Source organism: Brevibacillus fluminis (genome assembly GCF_003710825.1).
GTDB lineage: Bacteria > Bacillota > Bacilli > Brevibacillales > Brevibacillaceae > Brevibacillus_D > Brevibacillus_D fluminis.
Genome location: NZ_RHHQ01000004.1, coordinates 118,105 through 143,029, shown reverse-complemented (window position 1 = coordinate 143,029; position 24,925 = coordinate 118,105). Strand labels below are relative to the sequence as shown.

Here is a 24,925-nt window from a genome sequence, read left to right as displayed (position 1 = left end):
CCATGGCACAAATGACGATGGTTCAAGCAATCACGGACGCAATGCGCGTTGAGCTTGCCCGTGACGAGAAAGTTCTCGTATTCGGTGAAGACGTAGGGAACAACGGCGGTGTATTCCGCGCAACCGAAGGCCTGCAAAAAGAATTCGGCGAAAAACGCGTGTTCGATACACCGCTGGCTGAATCCGGTATCGGCGGCTTGGCAGTCGGTCTTGCTGTCAACGGATTCCGTCCTGTAGCGGAAATCCAATTTTTCGGTTTCGTATTCGAGACGTTTGACGCAGTTGCTTCACAAGCGGCGCGCATGCGTTATCGTTCCGGCGGACGTTTCACGTCCCCAATCACTTTCCGTTCCCCATTTGGTGGCGGCGTAAAAACACCTGAGCTGCATGCTGACTCGCTCGAGGGCTTGTTCCTGCAAACACCAGGCGTAAAAGTGGTCATTCCTTCCACTCCTTATGATGCAAAAGGCTTGCTGATTTCGGCAATCCGTGACAACGATCCAGTTATCTTCCTGGAGCATATGAAACTGTACCGTTCCTTCCGCGGTGAAGTGCCAGAGGGTGACTACTCGATTCCAATCGGCAAAGCAAACGTTGTAAAAGAAGGCAGCGACGTTACCATCGTCACTTACGGCGCAATGGTACACACCAGCCTGAAAGCTGCTGAAGAAATCGAAAAAGCTCGCGGTACAAAAGTCGAGGTCATCGACCTGCGCACGATCAACCCATTGGACATGGATACAGTTCTGGCATCCGTGAAAAAGACAAACCGTGCGATCGTGGTGCAAGAAGCACAGCGCTCCTCCGGTGTTGCAGCTGAAGTCATTGCACAAATCAATGAAAAAGCGATCCTTCACCTGGAAGCTCCTGTTTTGCGCGTGACTTCACCAGATACCGTTTATCCTTTTGCGCAAGCGGAAGATGCATGGCTGCCAGACGTGAAGCGTGTGATTGACGCGCTGACACAAGTTCTTGATTTTTAAGTAAAAGTAGAGTGAGGCGAAAAACAACATTTGTGGTTTTCGCCTTCTTTTCGGAATTTAAGGTCCCAACGATAGGACTTGCTCGGATACAAAGCGCGAATTAGGAGGGAATGACAGTGAGTCGTTTTGAATTTAGACTGCCGGATATCGGCGAGGGGATTCACGAAGGAGAAATCGTCAAGTGGCATGTGAAGCCAGGCGATGCGGTGGAAGAGGACCAAGTCATTTTGGAAGTGCAAAATGATAAAGCGGTCGTTGAAATTCCATCTCCCGTAAAAGGGAAAATACTTGAACTGAAAGTGGACGAAGGCGTTGTTTGCGTAGTAGGCGACGTTTTGGTTGTCTTTGAAGCAGAAGGCGAAATTCCGAATCTGCCTGTGCATGGTCATGGAGAGGCAGCAGCTGAGCCAGCTGGCATCGAGCCAGGCTGCGACATCGGCGCACAAATCAATCAAAACGCAAGCCAACCGCTGGATACACCTGCAGCAGCTTCTGCACCAGCAGTAGCGGTCGCAGCAGCACCGGTTGCACGTGAATATACATTGGCTACGCCATCCGTTCGCAAATATGCGCGTGAAAAAGGCGTTGAATTGGCAGTGATCCCTGGCACAGGCAAACTGGGCCGCATCACGCGCGACGACGTTGATCGTTTCGTTGCTGGCGGCGCAACTGCGGCAGCACCAACGAATGCTCCGCAAGCCGTGGCAGTAGAAGCAGTAGCTCCGGTAGCTGCAGAAACTCCACAAGCTGCGGCAACTGCTCCAGCAGCAGCTCCGCAAGTTGTTGCGGCAGCTGGCGGTCTCGAAGAGCGCGTACCGCTCAAAGGCATGCGCAAAGCAATCAGCAAGGCAATGGTCAAATCGGCTTACACCGCTCCACACGTTACTATCTTCGATGAAGTGGACGCGACCGGTTTGGTTGCGCTGCGCAAAGAAGCGAAAGGCTTGGCAGAAGCACAAGGCATCAAGCTGACATACTTGCCTTTCATCGTAAAAGCAGTTGTTGCGGGGCTGAAAAAATTCCCTGAGCTGAATGCTTCCATCGATGATGACAAACAAGAAATCATCTATAAAAAATACTACAACATCGGTATCGCAGCATCCACCGATGAGGGTCTGCTCGTTCCTGTCGTGAAAGGCGCTGACCACAAATCGATGTTTGCCATCGCGTCCGAAATCAGCGAGCTGGCGGTAAAAGCGCGCGACCGCAAAGCGACTGCAGATGAGCTGAAAGGCTCCACGTTCAGCATCACCAATATCGGTTCGGCTGGCGGTATGTTCTTCACGCCGATCATCAACCATCCGGAAGTTGCGATTTTGGGCGTAGGCCGCATCAGCGAAAAACCGGTTGTGAAAAACGGTGAAATCACGGTAGCTCCGATCCTTCATCTGTCGCTCAGCTTTGACCACCGTCTGGTCGATGGCGAACCGGCGCAACGCTTTGTCAACTATATCAAGCAGCTCCTGGAAAATCCGACGCTGCTGATCATGGAGGGATAAAGAATCATGGTAGTAGGAGAGTTTACCACTGAAGTGGACGTTCTCGTCATCGGTGCAGGTCCTGGCGGATACGTGGCTGCGATTCGCGCGGCACAGCTGGGCAAAACCGTGGCGGTTGTTGAAAAAGCAGAATTGGGCGGCGTATGCCTGAACGTAGGATGCATTCCATCCAAAGCGATGATTCATGCATCCCACACATACGATCATGCGAAGCATACCGAATCCATGGGGATCACCATGGAAAACGTAAAAGTTGACTTTGCCAAAGTCCAAGAATGGAAAGCTGGCATCGTGAAACAACTGACAGGCGGCGTAGCAGGGCTGTTCAAAGGCAACAAAATTCAAGTGATTCCAGGGGAAGCCCTGTTCGTTTCCGAGAATGAAGTGCGCGTGTTCCACGGCTATGACGTGAACCGCTACAAATTCAACCATTGCATCATCGCGACGGGTTCCCGTCCGATCGAGCTGCCGGCATTCCCGTTCGGCAAACGCGTGCTGTCCTCGACAGAAGCGTTGGCATTGAACGAAATTCCGAAAAGCATGGTCGTCATCGGCGGTGGCTATATCGGCATCGAGCTGGGCAGCGTATTTGCCCGTTTCGGTACCCAAGTAACCATCCTCGAAGGCTCCGATCAAATCCTGCCAGGCTTTGAACCGGAAATGATCCGTCTGGTAGAACGCCGCTTGAAAAAACTCGGCGTGACGATCCATACCAAGGCATTGGCACAAGGCATGGAAGAGACCGAAAACGGCGTGAACGTGAAAGCGGAAGTAAAAGGCGAAGCGACTTCTGTTGAAGCAGAATACGTGCTGGTCACAGTCGGCCGCCGTCCGAACACGGATGAGCTGGGCGTACGCGACATCGGTATGAAGCTGACCGATCGCGGACTCATTGAAGTAGACGAAAAAGGCCAAACGAGCATCCCGAACGTATATGCGATCGGTGACATCGTGGCAGGTCCTGCACTCGCGCACAAAGCCAGCTACGAAGGGAAAGTAGCAGCTGAAGCGATCGCAGGTCATGCGGCTAAAGTCGACTACAAAGCGATCCCAGCAGTTGTATTCTCCGATCCGGAGATCGCGAGCGTAGGAATCAGCGAAAAAGAAGCAAAAGACAAAGGGCTCAATTACGTTGTCGGCCGCTTCCCGTTTGCAGCAAACGGCCGCGCGCTGTCCGTCAATGCAGGTGAAGGCTTCGTGAAGCTGATTGCTGACAAAGCGACAGGTCTTGTGCTCGGCGCGCAAATCGTCGGTGCAGAAGCTTCCAACATCATTGCAGAGATCGGATTGGCGATCGAAATGGGCGCGACGCTCGAAGATATCGAGCTGACCATCCATGCGCATCCGACATTGGGTGAGCTGACCATGGAAGCAGCGGAGCTGGCACTTGGTCACCCTATCCACGTATTAAATAAATAATAAAGTTTAAAAAATAGACAAAAGAAGGGGGCCTCCCCTTCTTTTGTTGTACTACCAGACACGCTATAATCATGGTAACGCTTTAAAAAAGGGGTTGTAATGATGGGTATCTGGGGTATTTTGCATGATACAGCCGCACTCGTTGTCATCATCTGTGCGCTGATCGTGCCTTTCACAGCGATGAAAATCAAAAATAGCGGAAAAAAAGAGGCTGTAAAACGTGCGGGTACTGCGTCGACATTGCTGCGCATTCCGCAATATGTGCTGATCGTTTCGCTTATTACCGGTTTCGCTCGCTACGGCTTTCATTTCACGACCTGGCTTTTGACAGTATTGGTGATTTTCTTGGCGATCCTCGCATTCGCCGGCATCGCAACAAAAGCGGCAAAAACCGTGAAACAGCAAGCGCAAAACGGAGAGTCCTACACTGCTGCAGCACAAAAGCTGTTTACCTTCAGCCTGCTCTCCTGTCTGGCTGTCATCATCATGGTTGTATTTAAGGTAGCAGGGTAAGCGTGCCCGTTTTGAACAAAAAGACCTTGGACACCTGTGCTTGGGTTCCAAGGTTTTTTTTGTATACTTGTTAGCTTGTTGCTACTATTCGCAGTCAGCATCTAATGGCGAAATACGATAAATAATATGAATCTTGTTTTGCTGCTTGGAAAACTCTACTGGCTTGCTCGCGAACCAGCTCGGGTGAAGGACGATCGAGCGGATGGGATTGGAAGCCGAGACTTCCTCGACATCTGCGATCAAGATCGACCGACTGACTTCATCATACTCCATCTGACTGGAGATCGAGGAGAGATAATCGCCAAGCCGATTGCTGTGCAAACAAGCGTTGATCGTCTCCACCTCGCGCGACAGCCGTGGTACGATGTCTGACCACTGGGGCTCAAACACGATGTGCCAATAGGAAGAGACAAACAACGTGAGCCGGCTCTTGACCAAGTCCGGGTCTTTCTTGAGATCCAGTTCGACCGGATAGATCAGCTCTTTGTTCCGGCGGTTTTCCTGACGCAAGGCTGCCAATACAGAACGGGCGAACTCAAGTGGTGACAAATGGACCAAATGTTCAAACAGTTCTTCCATCGTCACAAAACGCTCGATGTAGGGCAGAGACAAAATGTCAGGCACAACTTCGGAAAAAACAGGCGCGAAATACAGCCACTCTTCTTCCAGTTGTTCGCGAATGAGCAGGTCACGGGTTTCTTTGAGCCAGGCGAGATGATGCTCCTTAGGAGTGGAAAGCGTTAGCGCATGGATGCTTGCAGCCATCTCGTACAAGGGGGAGATCGTCGAGGTGGCGAAGCGACGTAGATCGTCTTTTACAGAAAACTGAATGGAAATCATTGCATTTCTCCTCTCTGGAGGACAGGCTTCTTTCATTCTACGAAGGAAATTGGGACAATTCAATAGGCTAGGGAGAACCCCCTAGCCTTCTCTGGTCTGGATTTGACGCGAATGGTTTGCTTGCTTGACTTTTTTGCTTCCGGGGATCGGTTCGCCGGTTTGTTCGATCGGCTCAAATTCGTTATTATACGTTTGATGCGGATTTTCGTCGAGTTGCTTTCCATAGTCCATTTGTACCAGCTCCTTTAGGAACTAGTATGGATTGAAATCGGCATCCTATGCGCAAGGCTTTCCATGAAAAACAGGGATGTGCTTTGCGCGGAAAATTGGTATTCTTACAAAGGTATAGTTTGAGAGGAGAGAAAAATCGCATGTGGAAAAAAACGATTGCAGCGGTAATGACTGCGAGCTTGCTGCTCGTCGCAGCCGGCTGCCAAAATGGGGATACAGCCGCCAGCCAACCTGCACCATCGGTTGATTTGACTAAAGAGTTAACAATAAATCCCAGCTTGATCGTGGGCAAAACAAACTTTGTCGACGTTGAAAAAGCATATGGTAAGCCGAGTAAAGCAGGTCTGTACGAAACGCCGTTCCGCAGCAACCTGGCAAACGGTGGTGCGAATAGCAAACCGATTGCCGAATACGCAGGCGTTTTCGGTATCGATGTTGCAACGGGTAAAAAAGCGGCGAAGCCGTCGCTACTCTTTTTCACCAATGACAAAAACAAGACGCTTGTCGCCTCACGGGTCGTTTTTTCCCGTGATGAATTGGCCAAAAAAGAGAAGGGAGGCAAACTGACCCTCGACGACGTGAAAAAAGTGTACGGGGAGCCAAACCGCGGCAATGATAACGGTCTGGAATACTACGATTTCGCTCACCACATCGTCATGCTGGTCATGAAAAATGAGGAAGCAAAGGTGGAGGCACTGATCACCAAATACGATCTGCTGTATGCGGACAACCCGTCCGATTTGGCCGAGCATGAAAAAGTGATCAAAGAATTGGGCGATGAGGAAAAGGCTCAAAAAACGACGCAGGAAAAACCGAAGCAATAACGGGTTTGAAAGGTTGAAAAAGCTCATTTTCTTTTTGAGCAGAATCTACTAAAATAAAGGGATATGCGCAAGAATTGGGGAGGAACTTCATGAGTGTCTTAATCGTTGAAAATCTGAATCACGGGTTCGCAGACCGCACATTGTTCAAAGATGTGTCGTTTCGTCTGCAGCCAGGTGAGCACGTAGGCCTGGTTGGGGCAAATGGAACAGGCAAATCCACGATGATGAGCATCATCACCCGTCAGCAAATCCCGGATTCGGGGAAGATCGAGTGGATGCCCAAGATCGAATATGGCTATTTGGATCAGCATACCAAGCTGCAAGCGGGCAAAAACATTCGGGACGTGCTGAAAGATGCGTTTTTGCCGCTCTTGGAACTGGAGCAGGAAAATATGCAAATCGCCGAGCAAATGGCTGACGCGACTCCAGAAGAACTGGAAGCCTTGCTGGAGCGAATGGGTGAAAACCAAGATCGCTTGGAGACAAGCGGCTTTTATTTGATCGACGCAAAGGTGGACGAGATCGCGAACGCGCTTGGATTGTCTGCCATCGGGCTGGATCGCGACGTCTCAGCTTTGTCTGGTGGACAACGGACGAAAGTATTGCTAGCGAAACTGCTTTTGGAAAAGCCGACTGTGCTACTGCTTGACGAGCCGACGAACTATTTGGATGAAGAGCATATCGTTTGGCTGAAAAACTACCTGAAAGAATACCCGTACGCGTTCGTCCTGATCTCCCATGACACGTCCTTCATGAATGAAGTGGTGAACGTGATCTATCATCTGGAGTTCACCAAGCTGACGCGCTATACAGGTGACTATGAATCGTTCCTGGCGCAATCGGAAATGAAGCGCACACAGCATATGGACGCATTCGAGAAGCAGCAGGACGAAATCAACAAGATGGAAGACTTTATTGCTCGCAACAAGGCGCGCGCTTCCACCAGCGGCCGGGCCAAGAGCCGTCAGAAGCAGCTGGACAAAATTGACCGGATGGATAAGCCGGAAACAGCGGCGAAGCCTGTCTTCCAGTTCAAAGAATCGCGTGCAAGCGGCCGTTATGTGTTCGAGGCGGAAAATTTGGAGATCGGGTACTCGCATCCTTTGATGCCAAAGCTCTCCATGAGCCTTGAGCGCGGCGATAAGGTTGCGATCGTGGGGATGAACGGGGTCGGGAAATCGACCTTGCTGAAGACCATTCTGGGCGCCGTGAAGCCGCTCGGCGGTAAGCTGGAGCGTGGAGACTTCCTTTATCCGGCCTATTTCGAGCAGGAAGTGAAACCGAAGCCGGTCACCGCCCTCGATGAAGTGTGGAACGAGTTCCCGCATATGAACAACCATGAGGTGCGCGGTGCCTTGGCTCGCTGCGGACTGAAGAACGAGCACATCAACCGTTCGATGGCCGCATTGTCCGGGGGCGAGCAGGCGAAGGTACGCCTCTGCAAATTGCTGCAACGCGAAAGCAACTTCCTGCTGTTCGATGAGCCGACAAACCACTTGGATGTCGTCGCCAAGGAAGAACTGCAGCGGGCGCTGCGGGAATTCAAAGGCACTGTCTTGCTCGTCTGCCATGAACCTGAATTTTATGAGAGCTGGGTCACGAAAGTTTGGAACGTGGAAGAATGGGCTCAGCAGCAAGAAAAAGAGACGATCCGCGCCTAAAGCGCGTTTCACAGGCAAACGCCAATTACAAACACAGCAGAGCGAGTTAGCAGCTTTGCTGTGTTTCTTCATTTAAATAAGATAATTGCACAAGAAAAAAAGGAACGCGGCTGTTTGTAGCCACGTTCCTTCTTGGTTAAAACACCGCCCATGCGTTCGGCAGGTAGCGTCCGCGGTAATACGGACATGAGGTTTTGGTAATGGCGTCGCCATTGTGCAGCATCATCGAGCTGGAACCGCCGTCCATTGCCATCGCGTTGACGACACCGCGCTCCTGTAAAAGGTCTGCGAGGTCTTTCATCGTGGCGCCGATGGAGTGGTCGGGTTGGCGGCCGTCGATCACGACGAACAGGATGGTGCCATCTGCCTTTTGCCCGACAGCGGTGCGCGGCTGAATGCCCCAGCTTTTTGCGGCTTGATCGGCAAACATGTTTTTGCCGTTGACGATCAGCTGCGGGCGGAAGCTCATGGCATCGCGCGCGCCCATCTCAATCAACTCTTTTGCCGTATAGTTGCCGGTGACAAGTCGGCCATCATAGAGCAGGGCGAGCGCGGTTTCGCCACCTTTTGCATTGTAGTTTTGCAAAATCTTGCCGTCATGAATGACGAGGCCGAATGCTTTTGATCCCCTCCCGTATCCATCCGGGTCGCTGAAGCCGCTCGCATTGACGATCCCAATCGCATTGGTCTTTTTCGTAAATTCATCCAGCAGATCGCCGCGCCCATCCTTGCGATCGGTCATGACGAGGTGCACGCGATTCGGGTCAGAGATCGACATGATCTTTCCTTTGAAAAAATAACCTGATCTCTTGACGTTGATATCCTCGACTTCCACCAGCTCTCGCGGTTTTGTTTCAGGAATCGTTTCTTCCTTTGCCTTTTCCTCCGCTTCGATTTCAGGTGGCATCGCTACCACAGGAGCGGAATTGACGACGGTTGGATTTTGGATCTGGTTTTTCAATTCTGCCAGCTTGGCAGCCGGGAGAAACGTATATTTCGCCCAATAGTCATGCTGTGTCGTGAGCAATGTACCTGCTGCCCATTCGCGTAGTTCTTCGCCAGCATCTGTTGTAAAGAGAAAAATCGTGCTCCCCAGCGCCATGCCAAAAACGATAACGAATAAGATTGCAGTGCTTCGCAGTAGAAGGCGGATCACATTGGAGCGCCGGCGTTTCGACCGTTTCGGTCGTTCTGTACGAGTGAGTGTTGGCGTCATATTTGCTTTTGAGTCCTCTCCTCTTCACAATCAAAAACTTTTTGCTCTATCTATTTTGACGAATGAGCGGATAAAAAGTTTCAGTGATCAAAGGAGGTGGTCATCGGCATGAGAAAGGGAAAATAGGGGAGAATACTGCGCAGGAGGTGATGAGCAGGTGAGAGAGTTTGACAAGGAATTCCAGAACCAAGTTGAGGAATACCGCAAAAATCCGCCTGGAACAAACAACCAGCGTACGGAAAAAGACCGTCATGACAAGCAGGAGAGAACTGAGACGCGTTTGGATACGAATCAATAGAGGCGCTTAGCGGCGGAGTCCATCATGGATTTCGCCTTGCTCATTGTGGGGCAAGGTTTCTTTTGCGGGCAAAACATGGTAAGCTAACCGTTGATATGCCATGCTGTAGGAGGACAACCAGTGTCACAAACGTTTTCGTCACTATTGACAATCGAACCATTATTACATAAATTGGCTGAACGCAAATTTATCGAAGCGACCCCGATCCAAGCCAATGCCATCCCTGCCGTTCTCGACGGGAATGACGTCATTGCCGAAGCGCCAACCGGCTCCGGCAAGACATTGGCGTACTTGCTGCCGATTTGCGAGAAGCTTGATCCGAGCATCAAAGAAATCCAGGCACTGATCCTTGCTCCGACACATGAGCTTGTGATGCAGATTACGAAGGAAGCAGAGCTTTACGCAGGAGCGCTCGGCTTGGGTGCGGCTTCCGTCATCGGCGGTGTTGATGTGAAGCGCCAGCTGGACCGTTTGAAAAAAAATCCATCGATCCTGGTGGCGACGCCGGGACGACTCATTGAACTGCTGGAACAGCGGAAAGTCAAAGTCCACATGGTCCGCACGCTCGTTGTGGATGAAGCGGATCGGATGCTGGATTCGGGCTTTTCTCGTGCCGTACAGCAAATCAGCAAGCGGGTGATGCGCGATACGCAGCGTGTCTTTTTCTCGGCCACGCTCCCGTCAGTCGTTGTGGAGACGATCAAATCGATGATGCAAAAAGAACCGGTACTGATTCAAGCGAGCGGGCCGGATTCGAAATATAGTGTGCTCCATTTTTATTTGGTCAGCGAGCCGCGCAAACGGGCCGATACGCTTCGCCGCCTGATTCGTCTGGTGAATGCAAAATCAACGATCGTCTTCGTGAATACGTTGGAAAAAGTCGAGGAAATCCAGTCTAAGCTTGCGTACCACCATCTGGAATGCCGTTTGATCCATCGCGACACGAGCAAAGAGGATCGCAGCCGCACGCTCACGGACTTCCGCAAGCAGGCATTTCCTGTACTGATTGCGACCGATGTCGCAGCCCGAGGATTGGATATCCAAGGTGTCGAATGCGTCGTCCATTTTGAGCCGGCAATGGATGCCGACGCCTATGTCCACCGCAGCGGACGAACGGGCCGAATGGGGGCTGCCGGGCTAGTCTTTTCGGTCATCGCCCCGCAGGAGCGATTCATCATTGAGAAGTTTTCCAAGAAAACAGGGATTCCTATCGTGGAAAAGGAAATGGCGTTCGGTGAATTGAAAGACCCGCGGCCGCCAAAACAGGCGACCGTACATAAGAAACGCCCCTTTCGAACAAAGTAGGTAGAGGAGCGTAAGGCTCTGACACTTATTTGTACGGTGGGAAAGGAGCGTTTCGATGCGGAAAGACCGGTTATATGAGGAACAAGTGCTCGTAAACGGGGAGGTTGGCGGCGAGGAACTGTCAAGCCAGGAGAAGCGCACGCTGAGCCGTGAGGCGGGCGAGCTCGCAACCAAAATCGAGCAAGCCAAAAACCAACCGATCTGCGAATAGTGAAACCGAAACGGTATCTCGTCAAAAGGATACCGTTTTTCCCTGTAAATAGAGCGTCAGCGCGTCAATTAACTCCTCGATGTTTTGATAAGGTGGATCATGCTGTAAGAGACGGCGCAGGATAGCGCGTACCGCTGGAGATAAGGAAAGCTCCTCTTCCCAGCTCTTTTCCTCCTGTCCTTCCTTTACCTCATAGGTGGAGTACAGCAAAAACAGCAGAAAATGCCCCAGTGCGTACAAATCGCTATGCGGGTGGACGGCACGTTTGAGCTGTTTTTCCGCAGGATAGTCGTCGAGCGAATCAGCGCTGTAGGCAGGAGTGTCTCCGAGAAACCGAGCCAGGCCAAAATCGATCAGCTGCAACCGGTCACCGTCAAGCAAAACGTTCGGGATGCGCACATCGCGATGGATAATTCGTCTCTCGTGCAAGTGCAAGACAAGCATCGCGATACGCTTGACCATCGTGACCGCTTCGCGCTCCGTGAAGCCAGCGCTGCGTTCGAAAAGCAGCGTTTCTAGCGTTTCCCCGCGCATGTGTGACATTATCAAATAATGCTGACGCTGCCAGGTGAAATGGTCGAGAAATCGGGGAAAAGCTGGATGGGACAACGATTGCAAAACCCGTGCCTCATACGCCTGCATCGCCTCTCCCTTTGGCGAGCCGCGCAAGCTCGGTTTCACTTGTTTCATGACAACGCTTTGCCCGGTGCCGGTGTGACGGGCGAGGTAGGCGATTCCATAGCTGCCGCTGCCCAACACCTCGTCAATCAAATAATTGGCGATGACGGTGCCTGGCTTGTGAGGACGGTTGGTCCAATTGTCATCGATCCATCGTTTGACCGTTTGCCACATGGGTTCTGCTCCTTTCTCCGATCGATCGGTTCGCTTTCTTCCGTTATTCTATCAAATCAAATGTTTTACTGCACTCATGGCTCTGCTATAATCGATTCTGCGAGTTTAGTAGCAGGCAGGAGTCGAGATAGATGAATTTTGAGATTGAATGGCTTCATTTTACCGTTCTGGAGGCTTCGGAGGACGACGCTTCCGTCAAGCAGATTCGGATGCAAAAGCTCCTGACCGGGGACGAATACCGCTCAAGTGAGCTCCGTTCTTTTTTGGACGGCGAGTTCACGAGGATTGCAAAGCGCAAGGTCGAAACCAATCCGAAATCAGAGAGCAGTCCGACAAAAATCGGCCAATTCGTCATCGTTGAAGGCCATGCGCTTGATTCGAATCCCAACTTTGCACAATTTATGCAATTGTTGAACGCAACGACAAGCGATGCCGTCAATCAACACTGTCGGGAGATGCTTCAATCGTATCTGCGCACGCCACAGGTGCGGGGCGGCGTTCTTATCGTGGTGAAAACAAGACTGGAGCGCTTTGACGATCACTTCCTGTTTTTATTGAAATGCGATTTTGAGCAAAAAACAGCAGTGATAACGGATGAAAAGAGCTTGATCAACAATGTGCAAATGGCGATCAATGCGAAAAATATGAAATCGATCATGTTTCCGCTGCTGCTGGAGGAAGGGATGGTTGATTCGTACCATGTGAAAATCCATCAATTCTCCCATGCACGCTATTTTGAAGAGTTTTTGAAATACATCGATTATCCGCAGACCGTGATGGAGATTGTCTCACAGGAAGTGATATCGCTCGCACGACAGCATATCGAGATGAATCACCCGGAGGAGACGGATGAGCGCAGGCAGGAAGAAGAGGCGATCGAGCTGATGGCGGCGAGCCCCAAGCGCGAGCTGGCTGAGCGGTGGGATCATGAGACCGTGCTGGAGGCTGCGCAAATCATTACGGACGCACAGCCGGAAGTCGAGCTAAAGTTCAAGCTCGACCATATCCAGGTGCGGTCGCTTTTGGCCGATTATGGGGTGCGTGTCCATATCGGCAAGGTAAACGGCAGCTATGTGGTCGTGCTGGAAGGCGAGACGCTCACCTTTGAGAAGGGCATGTCGCCAGTCGAATTTTTAAAGCCGAAAGAAATGGAAGACATTTTGCAACAGCTAAAACGTCCGCGGCAGCAGCATGATGATACTCCGCCGTGGTAGGAGGGAATACTGTGACTGACCGACAGGAAGGGAAGCCGAACGTAACAGGTGAGCGCGGGGACAAAGTGTCTCGTTCTCTGACAGGGCAGGAAGCTCGCGTGTTTCCGATCATTCGCCATCGTTCGTTTTTGGACGGGGCGAAAGAGGCGCCAACGATCGTTTCCCGTCCTCATACCGCTGAGACGATCATCCTGTATGTATGCGATGTGGGAAAAGGGTATTTTTTGATCAGCCATGCCATGTTGACAGAGGCGGGTTTGAGCGAGGATATGTTGAATCAGCTTGCCATGGACAATCTGCGGGCCTTGCCGATGAAAAGCCGTACCCAAGAGTTGGGCGGCAATCACATCACCTTTATCAGCCCTCCCGATGGCTACGCGGCCAGCCGCATATTATTGGACGATCTTTTGGAAAGCCACGTAGCTCAAAAAAAAGGCCCCCATTTGGGCGTTGCCATCCCGCATCAAGATGTGCTGATCATCGCGGATCTCGCGGATGAAAAAGGTGCACAGCTGTTGGCTCGCCTGACGATGGATTTCGCCTCAAAAGGGGATACGCCGATTTGCCCGATCCCGTTTTTGTATGAGAAGGGCGAATTGGAGATGTTCCTGATCGTTTGAATCTACGCACGGTTTATGTGCGGACATAAAAAAGCAAGGAGTGTATAACAAATGTTGACCAAACCGGAAAAAGAATTGCTCGAAGAATGTATGGATGAGCTGTATGAGGATTTTAACCGATATAAAAAATCGTTGAAGCCGAACGAAGAGATGAATGCCACGTACAAAATGTTTGTTAGCATCGTGGAAAAGCTAAATCTGCGTCGCCCCTAGCATCGTTTTGATGCGGATGTAGCCGGCAGCATCTTGGATGAGCCAATACGGGTGGCGCGGGCCATGTATATAAAGCCGTTCAGCGGCGATGGTCATCTCCGCTGCCCGTTTGGCATCTCCCATCACGCACGCCCATTCGCCCATCGACATCCACGGATACAGATCCCCCGTTTCAAACCATTCAAAGCGAGGAAAATGTTCGATCAGCCGCTGATACAATGACAGTGCAATGTCCGAATCCGGATCGAGCATGCCGGATAACACCGGAAACGCTTGACTTGTCGCATCCGGATACCATTTGCGCCAATTAGGAAAATGACGGTCATACACGGCGTATGCATCTTTTTTTTCGCTATACATCGAGTTGATCCCGTCTGCACACCGTTCTGCCGCTTGGCGAGCCTGTAGCGCGCCGCGATTCTCGTCGATTGCCGCAAACAGCTTTTCCGCAGCATATAGTCCTTGTACAACCTCGCAGTTATCCATCAAATATTTGACTTTCCACGAACGTTTTGCCCATGTAAGCCCATCTTGTTGCTGCAAGGCGATCAAACCATCCAGGATGCGGTACAGCTTTTCACGGGTTTCGTATGCCCACTCGAAATCGTCCGTCGCATCGACATAAGCAAGTGCCAGAAAAAAAAATGTAGCCGGGTAGCTGTCCTCGCTGTCTGCTTTTCCCGTATCGACTTCTGTACCATCCTGCCACACGTAATCATTGACATAGCTATCCGCATTGAGATGACCTACATACCAATCCAACTGCTGTTTTGCGCAATCGCATTCGCCCAATTCCACGAGGGGGAGCAAGGCCAGATTCGTAAAGTACGGATTGATTCGAGCGTCCAGGCTCCCTAACCGGAACGTACCGGTAGGAAGCTGGCATGAAAGGATGTAGTCGATTTGGCTCTCAATCGTCAAACTTCATCGTCCTCCTTACCTGTTAGCTGGAAAATGGGTGCAGCAAAGCGATCGCTGCACGCATCAGCTGAAGTGAGCGACCGTATTCCTGATCCGTGAGTTCAGGCAATAGCTCTATTTCATCGCCAAGCAAATCCTGCCATTTACGATCGCGGTACCAGTCGACACCGTCTGCCGGCGCATGCGAAGTGTCCTTCCAAGCATCAGCCAATGTCGGACTGTAGGAGCTTGTTTGCGCACGAACCGACGAAGGGGTAAAACGTCCAGGCCAATAATCTGCCCGTGAGCCGGTATGCGGGGTTCCTTTTGCCCATCCGACGATTTGACGGAACCGGTTCGCATTTGCGCGCAGCATGTGATAAGCGCTTTTTCCAATACGGATGCGCTGTTCCAGCGAAGCGAAACGGTGCACCGTGATGCCGCAGAGACGCGGCTCTTTTTCCCATTGTGAAGTGTGATACGGAAACAGCAGATGATTGAAGGAAAGCCATGATTGCAGATGGAAGGGGAGGGTGTCGAGCACCTCCTTGCGGTAAAACGGTTTTTGTACGACGCGCTGCTCGATGTATTGCTGTTCATTGATGATCAAGCCATGTGTCAAGCGGACCGAATCACGAGTATGCAAAAACTCGCGCCAAATGTCGGTCATAAAGTGCGAGATGCCGAGAGGGACCAGAAGTTCGGTCAAATCGTCACCTTGCTGCTTCATCGTGGCATAAAGAAGTAGTTGGGCGTACGCATCGTGGAAAATCAGCCAGTTACAACGCTCCATAAAATGAAAAAAAGCGCCCCTTTCTTGTTCGTCCAATAAAAGGGGCAGCCAATCGCCTTTGAGATCGGTCATATTCCATCCGCCGTTGCGCGAGACGAGGTGAGCCAGCAAGGCCCATTCGATCTCCGGGTGGTCGAGATAAAAGCGCAAGTACGCTTCTGTACGTGTTATATTGTTGCGGTTGGCAAGAGCAATAGCGTGACGGATGTCGGCGAGAATATCCGCACCCGTGCATATTGTGGGTTGCATGAAAAGACAACTCCTTTGCGACAAAAACGTTCCACACTTTTGCCTAGTGTATGTAGTGTGCGCACTACTCATGCAAAATGTGAAGATATCGTTTCAGTCTTCCAGCATGCCGATTGGGAAACCGGTCGGTTCGGTCACTCCAGGGAATGTGCCCCAAGCAAACACGCCGTTAAAATACTGGATCGTGAACGGTTCATCGTGATTGTGCACACGGTACGCTTTTCCGATGCGGAACTCCCCGGTTCCGATATAGTACGATTTCGCCATAAAGTACTTTTGCTCAAGTATGCCAAAGCCGACCAGATCGCCAGCCTTTTTTTTCGCTTCCGCTTCCGTTCGCAGTCGCTCCATTTCCTCCTGGAGCTCCGCAAGTGTCATTTGACTCATTAAACGCATGTTCCATTGCCTCCTGATCTTGTTGGTTCCGGTTGCCTCATTGTACCATAGATCGGGTGATGACGCGCGAAGCCGGACAATTCTTCATTCTCATTCATGCGAAAAACATGATATGGTAAGAGAGAATGAATTACGATTTTGGAAGGAGCTGTAACTATGCACAATCGTTTTAATTTAACAGGAAAAACAGCGATTGTTACCGGGGCCGGAAAAGGAATCGGACGAGCGCTGGCAGTCGGACTGGCCGAGGCAGGGGCGCAGGTGGCAGTTGTCGCGCGAACTGCGAGCGATCTTGACACGTTGGTCGCCGAGATTGAGCAAAAAGGAGGCAAAGCGCTGCCGATTGCTGCTGACTTGACAGAGCAAGGAGCAAGCGAGCACATTGTGGAAGAAACGCTGCGTGAGCTGGGTGGGCTGCATATTCTCATTAACAACGCAGGGATGAACATCCGCACAAAAGCGTTGGAGGTGACGGAAGAAGAGTGGGATCGCGTAACCGATCTTGATTTGAAGGGAACTTTTTTTATGGCGCAAGCGGCAGGGAAGGTCATGTGCGAGCAGCGGTATGGACGTATCGTCAACATCGCCTCGGTAGGTGGTCTGGTCGCGTTGCGTACAGGGGTTGCGTACGGGGCGAGCAAAGGTGGCGTCATCCATATGACAAAAGTGCTGGCGCTCGAATGGAGCAAATTCAATGTAACGGTGAACGCAATTGCGCCATGGTATTTCCGCACGGCATTGACGGAAAAACTGCTGAACGATCCAGCCTACTACAACGAAATCATCAGTCGGACGCCAGCTGAGCGGGTAGGGGAGCTGGAAGATTTGATCGGCCCGGCTATCTTCCTGTCCTCAGATGCGGCGGCGTATGTGTCCGGACAAACGCTGGCAGTGGATGGCGGGATGTCGATCTACGGATTCTAAGCCTACGAAAGCAAAAAAAAAATGCCTTCTACTGTGACTCAAACAGTAGAAGGCCAAGTATTGGGGGTTTTGAGAAAGAGTCTCGTTCAGCGCGGTAAACATAGTCAAGATGACTCGATTTGACTTGCATATCCTTACCACGTTGATACGGGTAGAAGTTCAGACGCTTTCTCAAAGCGTTGAGTGTTGCTTGCAATATGATAATACCAAGCAATTCTAAAAAGGGGGTTAAATAAAAATAAAATTACATAAATCAATAAGCGAAAACGTGATGGCCGATCTTGATTGCGGTCGGACGAGAGAAGATCCAATGGTCCTCTGCAATTCGTGGATTATAAAAATACAGCGCGCCATTGGTCGGATCCACGCCACGCAGCGCATCCATGGCCGCTTGTCTTGATTCTTCATTCGTCCGGTTCGCCAGTTTGCCATGATGGACGACAGAAAATGCTCCTGGCGCCATAATGACCCCTTTTAGCGTTTTGGGGAAATGTTTGGACTCCACGCGATTCAATGCGACAGCCCCAACTGCTACTTTTCCTTTATACGGTTCTCCACGACTCTCCATATAAATTAAACGGGATAGCAAATCAAGTTCCGTCGGGTTGAAAGACTCCCGCTTTCCTTGTTTTGCGCTCCCTTTATCAGCCTCGCCCTTCGGCGCATTTTGCTGTTTTGGTGGTACTGCTGCGACGGTTTTGACAGGAGTCAATGCTGCGCTCTTGCCCTTGATGTCCGTCTCCCCTTGAAAGAACCCCATGTTTTCTATGTCCTTTTGCAGCTCAGCTGTATTCGTGATTTTTTTCACTTGTGGTGCTGCTGCCAAAGGTGCCTGTGCTTCGGTCGGTGTGACCAGCCAAACCAGTGTGAGCAATACGACCAGCGTCGCCAAAATCGCGTATCGACGCTTCGTAATGGTGAATCGATTCAAATGACTTCACTCCTTTTCGCTAGTCTCGCTTTTATCGCTGCTCTAAGCTGCTCTAAGCGAATGAGTCATGGACCAGTTTACCGGAGTAGTTGCGCCAAAATCAATCGGTAAATATAACTAAGAGAAATAGTGGAAAGGATTATATGCTTTTGTTCGGTATGAAGATTACGGTAATTTGCCTGGAAATCAAAGAAAAAAGGCGACTGCATGCAGCCGCCTTTTGGATAATTATTTTTCTTCAATTTTGATCGATTTGATCACCGGTGGTGTTACAGGAGTTTCTTTTTGACCTGTGATCGGGTTCGCTTTTACTGGGACGGAAGCGATTTTGGTGATGATATCTTGTCCTTTAATCACTTTGCCGAAAATGGTGTAAGCCGGATCGTGCTTCAAGTTTTTCACGTCAGGACCAGAGCCGATGAAAAACTGGCTGCCGTTCGTGTTAGGGCCAGCGTTGGCCATCGCCACGACGCCTTCTTCATAGGCATGGCCGTTGTTCAACTCATCTTCGAATTGGTAGCCAGGACCACCCATCCCGGTTCCTTGCGGGTCACCTGTTTGCACCATGAAGTCTTTAATCACGCGATGGAAAGTGATGCCGTCAAAGAAATGGTCTTTTGCCAAGAAGACGAAGTTGTTAACCGTTTTCGGTGCATCTTTGGCGAACAGTTCAATTTGGAAATCGCCGAGAGAAGTCGTGACCGTAGCGGTATACTTTTTATCCTTGTTGATGACCATATCCGGATATTTTGTATATTTCCCTTTCGGTACGTCATGCTTGAGTGGAGGTGTTGGCTGCTGCTGTTGTTGACCACCCGCCGTATTCGCTGGGTCATTTGCATCAGGGGCAGCGGTCGAGCTGCATCCAGCCAACAGCGCGAGGGAGAGAACCATCGTGCCAAGTGTAAGTATAAAGCGTTTCATCAAGTTCATTCCTTTCAATCTTTTTTGCTACTCAATCACTAACAATATAATAAAACGATAATTGTGGTCAAATTGTGGGAGAACGGTGGAATTTATGAGAGATTGAGCGAATGCTGTCGAAGATCGTACAAGAACAGGTAAAGATGGTGCTAGTTTGCTCTTGAAATCGGTCTTACATTCATCTAGCTGATCGCTATGAATTTTCCGTATAATGGGGGAAGGGAAAAATTGCACAATAAGAGGTGTGGCGTTTTATGGAGAAAAAGCAAGTGTTTACCGGTTCTCCTTGGGAGCCGGTCGTCGGCTATTGCCGGGCGATTCGGGTCGGCAATCGCATTGAGGTCGCAGGGACGACCGCGATGAAAGATGGACAGGTAGTCGGCGTCGGTGACCCGTATGAGCAAACCAAATTCATTCTGCAAACCATTGAAAAAGCGCTGCACGAACTCGGAGCGGATTTGTCACATGTCATTCGTACGAGAATGTTCGTTACAGACATTTCCCAATGGGAAGAGATCGGAAAGGCGCATGGCGAATTTTTCCGCGAGATACAGCCGGTAGCGACGATGGTGGAAGTGAAGGCGCTGATTGATCCGCAGCTTTTGGTTGAAATCGAATGTGAAGCGCAGGTTGAATAAAGAACGACGTAAGGGAGTTGGTAAGATGGCAGAGCGTTTCGAGACAAAAACCGTTCATTTTCATCATTCGCATCTGGAACACGAAAAAGCGAAAGCGACACCGATTTACCAAACATCCGTCTTTTCCTTTCCGGGGCTTGAAGAAGTGGAAGACTTTTATGCAGGTGGACGAAATTATTTGTACACACGCAACGGCAATCCAAATCAGGTAGAGCTCGCAGAAGCGGTCGCTTCGCTTGAGCAAGCGGAACGGGGAGTGGCTGCAGCTTCAGGTATGGGAGCGATCATGGCGGGCGTGCTCGCCGTCGTGAAGCCTGGCGAACGGATTCTCGCCTCACATGAGATTTACGGCGGCACGTACGCACTGTTACATAACGAGCTGGCGCGCCTTGGAATCGAACTCGCTTTGATCGACTTGACGAAGAGCAAGTCGCTGGATGACGCGATCACGCCGAATACTCGTTTATTTTACATGGAGTCGATCACCAATCCGCTGCTGACCGTGGCGGACATGCCACACTGGATCAAGGAAGCCATGCGGTTTGGTTTGATTACGATGATTGATAACACATTTGCGACGCCTTATTTGGTCCAGCCCGCACGATTGGGCGCTGACCTTGTCGTCCATAGCGCCACCAAATATATCGGAGGCCATAGCGATGTGACGGCGGGCGTCCTCACGGGAAAAGTAGAATATGTGGAACGGGCGCGTGAAATCATCAGCACGTACGGAGCCTCCTTAAGTCCCTTTGAAGCATGGTTGGGTGCCCGCGGGATCAAAACGTTGGCGCTGCGGATGGAACGGCAATGTGAGAATGCGGCAGCTGTCGCACATTTTTTAGAAAGTCATCCGTCAGTGAGCCGCGTTTTTTATCCTCGTGAGGAAGACGTGCAGTTTTTTCACAGGCATAAGCGCGGTGCCATGGTCTCGTTTTGTGTGAGTGATGAGGAAAAGGTATACGATTTTTATCGCCGCTTGCGCTGGATTACCTTGTCTCCTTCCCTTGCAGGGGTGGAAACGACAGTCTCCCATCCGGTGACGACGTCCCATCGTGCACTGACCGAAGAGCAGCGTTTGTCGACCGGGATCACGCAAGGCTTGGTCCGCCTATCGGTAGGAATCGAAGCAAGCGAGGACATCATTAACGAGTTGAACCAAGCGCTCGTGTAGCAAATCTGGCCCCGTTCTCCGGCAGCTGCTGACGGAACGGGGCAAACAACATGTAGTGAACCATTTTCGCCAAATTCTTCGTCAAGATGTGACTTTTTCCAATGACGGCACGTCAAAGAAGGTAGAAAAACGGCGAGGGTGGAGGAAGAGGGATGGGCATGGCGATCAAGCAGGGCGAAGACGAGGTCGTATCCCCTACTGATAATAAGACGGTCTATTATGAGTCGCGTGACTTTACGGAACTTTATGATGAGTTTTTTGACCGAGTGAACCGATATTTACGGTGCAGAGTCAATCATTCGTGGGACGCTGACGATTTGACGACGACCGTATTTTTAAAAGCGTTGGAGAAATTTGACCAATACAGCCGAACAAGTCCGTTCGCTTCGTGGATTTTTCGAATTGCACATAATACGTACGTCGATTTTGTGCGCAAGAAAAAGGAAATTCCTACGGAACAAGACGATTTGTTATTCGGCGAGATTGATATGACCTGGCAGCCGGAAGTTCAAGCTTTGACCAATGAAGAAATTCAGCTGCTGAAGGAACGGATGGAAAAGCTTAATCAAGACCAGCGGGACGTGCTAACGCTCCGTTACTTTGGCGATCTTAAAATCAGTCAGGTCGCAGAAGTGCTGGGGCGCACGGAATCCAGCGTCAAAATGATTTCACACCGCGGGCTGCTGCAGTTGCAAAAACTGTATGGGAGGGGGAAACGTCATGAGATTTGATGATCATGTACAGGCAGATGAGCAGCTCGACCCTACGATTTCCCAGCTCCTCACCCATTTGAAAAGACTGCGCAAAACGGTTCCGGTCAATTACGAGCTGAAGGAAGATTTGCGGCGAAAGCTTTTGGAGCGGATGCAGCAAATGGAGATGCAAACGGCTGGAGCAGTGATGCCGCGGCGCAAACGGCGAGTCTGGTGGATCACTGGCGGTTTATTTGCGCTCGCGCTCGCTTGCGTCCTCTGGTTTGGGACAAACGATACCGCCCGTTATTTGGCGGAAGAGCTGGTTTTGCCTGCTGACGTCCGCGGGGTTTCCGTCTCAGCTTCAGGAGAGCAAATCGCATGGGTAACACAGTCTGGAGCACTTTCGGTTTTGCCTGGCAAACAGGCAGACCAGGATCAAAATATCGTGACGCTGAAGCTGCCATCTACTTCTGGAACTTATCAATCTCTTACGTATGCCAATAATGATGAGCAAATGGCAGCCATCGAGCTGGCGAGCGACGCCTCCCGCATATGGCTGGTAACGATAAAAAAAGATACGGCGCAAGCGAGCAGCAGACTGCTGTTCGAGATTAAAAATAGAGGACTAGCAGGTCTCAGCTGGTCCCCCGACAATTTGATGGTAGCGTTCACCCGGATGGAGCGAGGTCTGGACGAAATTTGGCTGGCCAGCACGATCGCGTCGGATGTCAAAAAGCTGACGGAAGGGAGCCAGCCCTCCTGGTCACCGGACGGCAGGCGGATCAGCTTTGTATATGGCGACAGCGTCTCGGTGATGGACATGATGTCAGGCTCGATCCAGCGATTGGCAAAAGGACGTTTCCCGTCCTGGCAATCGGCTGATCGATTGACCTTCACAACGAACGAAGGAACGCTTGCGGAATATAAACTGGAGGCGGGTACGCTGAAAGAATCGAAAAGCCACATCTACCTGCCGGATGCTTACCGAAACGGACTCGTTAGCACCACGTGGACCCAAAACGGAGAGTACGGCATCGTTCAAAAACACGGTGGTCAGCAGGCGCAAACCGCACTTTTAGTAAAAAAATAAGGGCTCGACCGCACGAGCTAGGCTTAAGGCCGCGTCTACAGACGCGAAGGGGGAGAGAGGGTTGAGGATTTGGAAATGGATGCTGGTCGCGCTCATTATCATCACAGTGCTGCCTGTTTCAACCGCAAAAGCGGAGAATCAGGTCGAACTGTCCGTAGATCTTGCGCTTGGCGGCATCGTGAAGTATTCCCAATGGACGCAAATCATCGTGACGATGACCAATCATGGGGAGGCGTTCGCGGGACAGATCGAATTAGGAGAAAAAGAAGGTGCGCGTCACGGTACGGCTGTCCTGTCCCAGTCCATGCAAATCGGCGCGGGCGAAACGAAGCAATTGGCATTCACGGTTCCAGGCGAATCGCTGCAGCAGATGAATCCCGGCTTCTTGCGGGTAAAAAAAGAGGGGAAAGAGGTAGGAAAAAAAGAATTGCCGCAAGTCCGTTACGCGGACGGCAACGTGGTGGCCGTCTTGGATGGCGGTTCCAACACGTTTCACTTTTTGGCTGGTTCGAATATCGAAGAAAACCAGCGCCGTTATGCGGTCGAACGGTTGAAGCCGGAATTGCTGCCGGATGAGTCATGGCTGTATAAAAATATCGATGTGCTGGCTGTCGGTAATTTGCCGAATGCGACATTGTCCGCAAACCAGATCGTCGTTCTGAAAGAATGGGTGAAGCGCGGAGGCGTGCTGATCTTGTATGCGGGAGAGAATGGCAGCGGTGTTCTTCCCGCTTTTGCTTCCGAGCTTGGCGTCGGCACTGGTGCACCAGCGAAACAGACCCAGTTGGATGAAATCCGTGCACTCAGCGGCAAGTCGGCTCTTTCGGTAGACTCGCTTCCGGTCTATGATCCACGCAAGCCGTTGTTCATCAGCCGTGAATCGGGCGCTGGGCTGCTTTTGTTCGCCAACTATGATATCGGGGCTGAGCCTTTTGCCTCTTGGCAATACAACAGGGACTTATGGCGTGCCATTTTTAGCAAGTACAAGGTCGTGGAAAGATTCGACCGATCCAATTCCCAGTTTGCGGTCGATAGTACGTTGCTGCGCTTGAGTCAAAATATACCAGATGTAAAAACCCCGTGGGTTGGCACGATCATTTTGATCTGGTCAATCTATTTGATCGTTCTGGCCCCTTGCCTGTATTGGGGGTTGAAAAAACTGGATCGCCGCGAGTGGGCATGGGGAATTATTCCAATTTCGGCTGTATTGCTTACGGTGGGGGTCTATGTGGTGGGACGCCCGTTTATCGTTTCTGCAGATACAGCTTTTCATGTCAATACGATCAACATCGCGGATGACGAATTGGCGGAAGTCCAGACGGCCTCTTCCTTTTTAGCTGTGTCAGGGGGAACGTTTGAGGTACGTTCCTTGCCGAGCTTCCAAACGGTTCCGGTCAGCAATCATCGCAATGGGGGCATGGCCGCAAGTGGCAGCATGGAGGCAGATCACAGTGATAACAAGGTACTCCGGTATGATAACGTCCCGTACCTGTCCATTCGCCAAGCAACGGCAATGGGTGTCAAAACAGGTATCGGCTCATTTGCGAGCAAGCTGACCATCGAGCAGAATCGCATCAAAGGTACGGTTTCCAATCATACAACCTATCCGATGGATGAACTGTATATTGAACTTGGCCGGCAGCGTATCGACCTTGGCGCCGCGAAGCCGGGCGAAACGAAGCAGGTCGATGCATTACTTTCGAACAACTATTTGTCAAAGCAAGATTTTTCAGCGGAACGGGATCAGCGGAAACGAACGGACGAAGAGCGGATTAACGAATTGAAAGATGCGATTGCTAACAGTGGGCAGATTGGAATCCGCCTGATCGGCATCAATCAGGCGGCGATCCCAGTGATGGAAATGGAGAAGCCGCACCGCGCGCATTACTGGAACGTTTTCCAAGAAAAAGTGACGTTGCTGCCGGCAAGCTCCGGGCGAATCATCTATCCATATGGAACCCTGCCAATCGACGACACAAAAGTTACGGGCAATGTAAACTATCGCGACGGATTGTGGGTGATGGAAAAAGGCAGTGTGACATTTACATTGGCGGTAAACCGTGCGCCGTTTACACCGAAAAAAGTGCAAATTCCGTTTGATCAAAGCGTATATCACCCGTTCAAAAAAGAAATTTACCGAGCGAAAGCCGGGAAATGGGAAGAGCTCAACAAAGAAAAGCCGCTCTCGCTTGAACAGCAGCTGAGCGATTATTTGACGATTGAGGGCAAGTTGTTGATCCGCTTCAGCAATGACACCAATTCGCCGCTCTCGATGCCAGAGCCATTTTTCCAAGTGGAAGGGGTTGAAAACTGAC

At 50.9% G+C, this 24,925-nt stretch carries 27 protein-coding genes; 18 read left to right on the top strand and 9 right to left on the bottom strand.

Annotation, left to right across the window (positions count from 1 at the left end):
- The first annotated feature begins 2 nt into the window (after positions 1 to 2).
- The 4 genes from EDM56_RS02920 (at position 3) to EDM56_RS02905 (ending at position 4,414) form a co-directional block, all read left to right on the top strand.
- Positions 3 to 983 (top strand): alpha-ketoacid dehydrogenase subunit beta, encoded by a 981-nt coding sequence (locus EDM56_RS02920; protein ID WP_122916388.1) that lies wholly within the window; start codon positions 3 to 5, stop codon positions 981 to 983.
- A gap of 116 nt (positions 984 to 1,099) precedes the next feature.
- A complete protein-coding gene (locus EDM56_RS02915) occupies positions 1,100 to 2,482 on the top strand; it encodes a dihydrolipoamide acetyltransferase family protein (RefSeq protein ID WP_122916387.1) in 1,383 nt (460 codons plus the stop codon).
- A gap of 6 nt (positions 2,483 to 2,488) precedes the next feature.
- Positions 2,489 to 3,901 carry a dihydrolipoyl dehydrogenase gene (gene lpdA, locus EDM56_RS02910; RefSeq protein ID WP_122916386.1) on the top strand — a complete coding sequence of 471 codons (1,413 nt, stop codon included), beginning with the start codon at positions 2,489 to 2,491 and terminating at the stop codon, positions 3,899 to 3,901.
- A gap of 99 nt (positions 3,902 to 4,000) precedes the next feature.
- Positions 4,001 to 4,414 carry a hypothetical protein gene (locus EDM56_RS02905; RefSeq protein ID WP_148040354.1) on the top strand — a complete coding sequence of 138 codons (414 nt, stop codon included), beginning with the start codon at positions 4,001 to 4,003 and terminating at the stop codon, positions 4,412 to 4,414.
- Positions 4,415 to 4,498: 84 nt separating this feature from the next.
- Here the strand turns inward: EDM56_RS02905 and EDM56_RS02900 are convergent, their stop codons facing one another.
- Both EDM56_RS02900 and EDM56_RS02895 read right to left on the bottom strand, forming a co-directional pair.
- Complete coding sequence (locus EDM56_RS02900; RefSeq protein ID WP_122916384.1) at positions 4,499 to 5,254, bottom strand: hypothetical protein; 756 nt, start codon at positions 5,252 to 5,254, stop codon at positions 4,499 to 4,501.
- A gap of 81 nt (positions 5,255 to 5,335) precedes the next feature.
- The gene (locus EDM56_RS02895; RefSeq protein WP_122916383.1) at positions 5,336 to 5,485 is read right to left on the bottom strand and encodes a small acid-soluble spore protein P; all 150 of its coding nucleotides are present in this window, start codon (positions 5,483 to 5,485) and stop codon (positions 5,336 to 5,338) included.
- Between the two features lie 140 nt (positions 5,486 to 5,625).
- Here EDM56_RS02895 and EDM56_RS02890 point away from each other — a divergent pair, with 140 nt between their 5' ends.
- Positions 5,626 to 6,309 carry a hypothetical protein gene (locus tag EDM56_RS02890; protein WP_122916382.1) on the top strand — a complete coding sequence of 228 codons (684 nt, stop codon included), beginning with the start codon at positions 5,626 to 5,628 and terminating at the stop codon, positions 6,307 to 6,309.
- 89 nt (positions 6,310 to 6,398) lie between these two features.
- The gene (locus EDM56_RS02885; RefSeq protein ID WP_122916381.1) at positions 6,399 to 7,970 is read left to right on the top strand and encodes an ABC-F family ATP-binding cassette domain-containing protein; all 1,572 of its coding nucleotides are present in this window, start codon (positions 6,399 to 6,401) and stop codon (positions 7,968 to 7,970) included.
- 136 nt (positions 7,971 to 8,106) lie between these two features.
- Here the strand turns inward: EDM56_RS02885 and EDM56_RS02880 are convergent, their stop codons facing one another.
- The gene (locus EDM56_RS02880) at positions 8,107 to 9,186 is read right to left on the bottom strand and encodes a phosphodiester glycosidase family protein (protein ID WP_122916380.1); all 1,080 of its coding nucleotides are present in this window, start codon (positions 9,184 to 9,186) and stop codon (positions 8,107 to 8,109) included.
- 157 nt (positions 9,187 to 9,343) lie between these two features.
- Here EDM56_RS02880 and EDM56_RS31330 point away from each other — a divergent pair, with 157 nt between their 5' ends.
- The 3 genes from EDM56_RS31330 to EDM56_RS31325 all read left to right on the top strand — a co-directional run bounded on the left by EDM56_RS31330 (position 9,344) and on the right by EDM56_RS31325 (position 11,000).
- The gene (locus tag EDM56_RS31330) at positions 9,344 to 9,484 is read left to right on the top strand and encodes a hypothetical protein (RefSeq protein ID WP_183192269.1); all 141 of its coding nucleotides are present in this window, start codon (positions 9,344 to 9,346) and stop codon (positions 9,482 to 9,484) included.
- A gap of 120 nt (positions 9,485 to 9,604) precedes the next feature.
- Complete coding sequence (locus EDM56_RS02875; protein WP_122916379.1) at positions 9,605 to 10,789, top strand: DEAD/DEAH box helicase; 1,185 nt, start codon at positions 9,605 to 9,607, stop codon at positions 10,787 to 10,789.
- Between the two features lie 55 nt (positions 10,790 to 10,844).
- Complete coding sequence (locus EDM56_RS31325; protein WP_183192268.1) at positions 10,845 to 11,000, top strand: hypothetical protein; 156 nt, start codon at positions 10,845 to 10,847, stop codon at positions 10,998 to 11,000.
- A 21-nt stretch (positions 11,001 to 11,021) separates the two neighbouring features.
- On the opposite strand, the gene EDM56_RS02870 is transcribed toward EDM56_RS31325, so the two are convergent.
- Positions 11,022 to 11,852, bottom strand: coding sequence for a serine/threonine protein kinase (locus EDM56_RS02870; protein ID WP_122916378.1), 831 nt, complete (start codon positions 11,850 to 11,852; stop codon positions 11,022 to 11,024).
- Between the two features lie 131 nt (positions 11,853 to 11,983).
- Between EDM56_RS02870 and EDM56_RS02865 the strand changes: the two genes are divergently transcribed.
- Genes EDM56_RS02865 through EDM56_RS31320 form a run of 3 tightly spaced genes read left to right on the top strand, consistent with a single transcriptional unit; the run spans position 11,984 to position 13,899 of the window.
- Positions 11,984 to 13,066, top strand: coding sequence for a DUF3900 domain-containing protein (locus tag EDM56_RS02865; protein WP_122916377.1), 1,083 nt, complete (start codon positions 11,984 to 11,986; stop codon positions 13,064 to 13,066).
- 11 nt (positions 13,067 to 13,077) lie between these two features.
- Positions 13,078 to 13,686: a DUF1444 family protein gene (locus EDM56_RS02860; protein ID WP_246009236.1), complete on the top strand. Its 609-nt coding sequence runs from the start codon at positions 13,078 to 13,080 to the stop codon at positions 13,684 to 13,686.
- 51 nt (positions 13,687 to 13,737) lie between these two features.
- Positions 13,738 to 13,899 carry a hypothetical protein gene (locus EDM56_RS31320; protein ID WP_183192267.1) on the top strand — a complete coding sequence of 54 codons (162 nt, stop codon included), beginning with the start codon at positions 13,738 to 13,740 and terminating at the stop codon, positions 13,897 to 13,899.
- On the opposite strand, the gene EDM56_RS02855 is transcribed toward EDM56_RS31320, so the two are convergent.
- The 3 genes from EDM56_RS02855 to EDM56_RS02845 all read right to left on the bottom strand — a co-directional run bounded on the left by EDM56_RS02855 (position 13,879) and on the right by EDM56_RS02845 (position 16,237).
- A complete protein-coding gene (locus EDM56_RS02855; RefSeq protein ID WP_122916376.1) occupies positions 13,879 to 14,820 on the bottom strand; it encodes a prenyltransferase/squalene oxidase repeat-containing protein in 942 nt (313 codons plus the stop codon). The two genes, EDM56_RS31320 and EDM56_RS02855, sit on opposite strands and share 21 nt — an antisense overlap.
- Positions 14,821 to 14,842: 22 nt before the next feature.
- Positions 14,843 to 15,841: a DUF2515 family protein gene (locus tag EDM56_RS02850; protein WP_122916375.1), complete on the bottom strand. Its 999-nt coding sequence runs from the start codon at positions 15,839 to 15,841 to the stop codon at positions 14,843 to 14,845.
- 93 nt (positions 15,842 to 15,934) lie between these two features.
- A complete protein-coding gene (locus EDM56_RS02845; RefSeq protein WP_122916374.1) occupies positions 15,935 to 16,237 on the bottom strand; it encodes a YfhH family protein in 303 nt (100 codons plus the stop codon).
- 156 nt (positions 16,238 to 16,393) lie between these two features.
- Between EDM56_RS02845 and EDM56_RS02840 the strand changes: the two genes are divergently transcribed.
- Positions 16,394 to 17,161, top strand: a complete 768-nt coding sequence (locus EDM56_RS02840; RefSeq protein WP_122916373.1) for an SDR family NAD(P)-dependent oxidoreductase — start codon at positions 16,394 to 16,396, stop codon at positions 17,159 to 17,161.
- 253 nt (positions 17,162 to 17,414) lie between these two features.
- On the opposite strand, the gene EDM56_RS02835 is transcribed toward EDM56_RS02840, so the two are convergent.
- Both EDM56_RS02835 and EDM56_RS02830 read right to left on the bottom strand, forming a co-directional pair.
- On the bottom strand, positions 17,415 to 18,092 hold the full coding sequence (locus EDM56_RS02835; RefSeq protein WP_122916372.1) for a cell wall hydrolase: 678 nt from the start codon (positions 18,090 to 18,092) through the stop codon (positions 17,415 to 17,417).
- Positions 18,093 to 18,320: 228 nt separating this feature from the next.
- Positions 18,321 to 19,016 (bottom strand): peptidylprolyl isomerase, encoded by a 696-nt coding sequence (locus tag EDM56_RS02830; RefSeq protein WP_122916371.1) that lies wholly within the window; start codon positions 19,014 to 19,016, stop codon positions 18,321 to 18,323.
- Between the two features lie 254 nt (positions 19,017 to 19,270).
- Here EDM56_RS02830 and EDM56_RS02825 point away from each other — a divergent pair, with 254 nt between their 5' ends.
- The 5 genes from EDM56_RS02825 to EDM56_RS02805 all read left to right on the top strand — a co-directional run bounded on the left by EDM56_RS02825 (position 19,271) and on the right by EDM56_RS02805 (position 24,924).
- Positions 19,271 to 19,654 carry a RidA family protein gene (locus EDM56_RS02825; RefSeq protein WP_122916370.1) on the top strand — a complete coding sequence of 128 codons (384 nt, stop codon included), beginning with the start codon at positions 19,271 to 19,273 and terminating at the stop codon, positions 19,652 to 19,654.
- A gap of 25 nt (positions 19,655 to 19,679) precedes the next feature.
- A complete protein-coding gene (locus EDM56_RS02820; RefSeq protein ID WP_122916369.1) occupies positions 19,680 to 20,825 on the top strand; it encodes a trans-sulfuration enzyme family protein in 1,146 nt (381 codons plus the stop codon).
- 152 nt (positions 20,826 to 20,977) lie between these two features.
- A complete protein-coding gene (locus EDM56_RS02815) occupies positions 20,978 to 21,556 on the top strand; it encodes an RNA polymerase sigma factor (RefSeq protein ID WP_122916368.1) in 579 nt (192 codons plus the stop codon).
- Complete coding sequence (locus EDM56_RS02810; RefSeq protein ID WP_183192266.1) at positions 21,546 to 22,610, top strand: TolB family protein; 1,065 nt, start codon at positions 21,546 to 21,548, stop codon at positions 22,608 to 22,610. The genes EDM56_RS02815 and EDM56_RS02810 overlap by 11 nt, the downstream gene beginning before the upstream one ends.
- Before the next feature lie 61 nt (positions 22,611 to 22,671).
- Positions 22,672 to 24,924, top strand: a complete 2,253-nt coding sequence (locus tag EDM56_RS02805) for a hypothetical protein (protein ID WP_122916366.1) — start codon at positions 22,672 to 22,674, stop codon at positions 24,922 to 24,924.
- The last annotated feature ends 1 nt before the right edge of the window (position 24,925 follow it).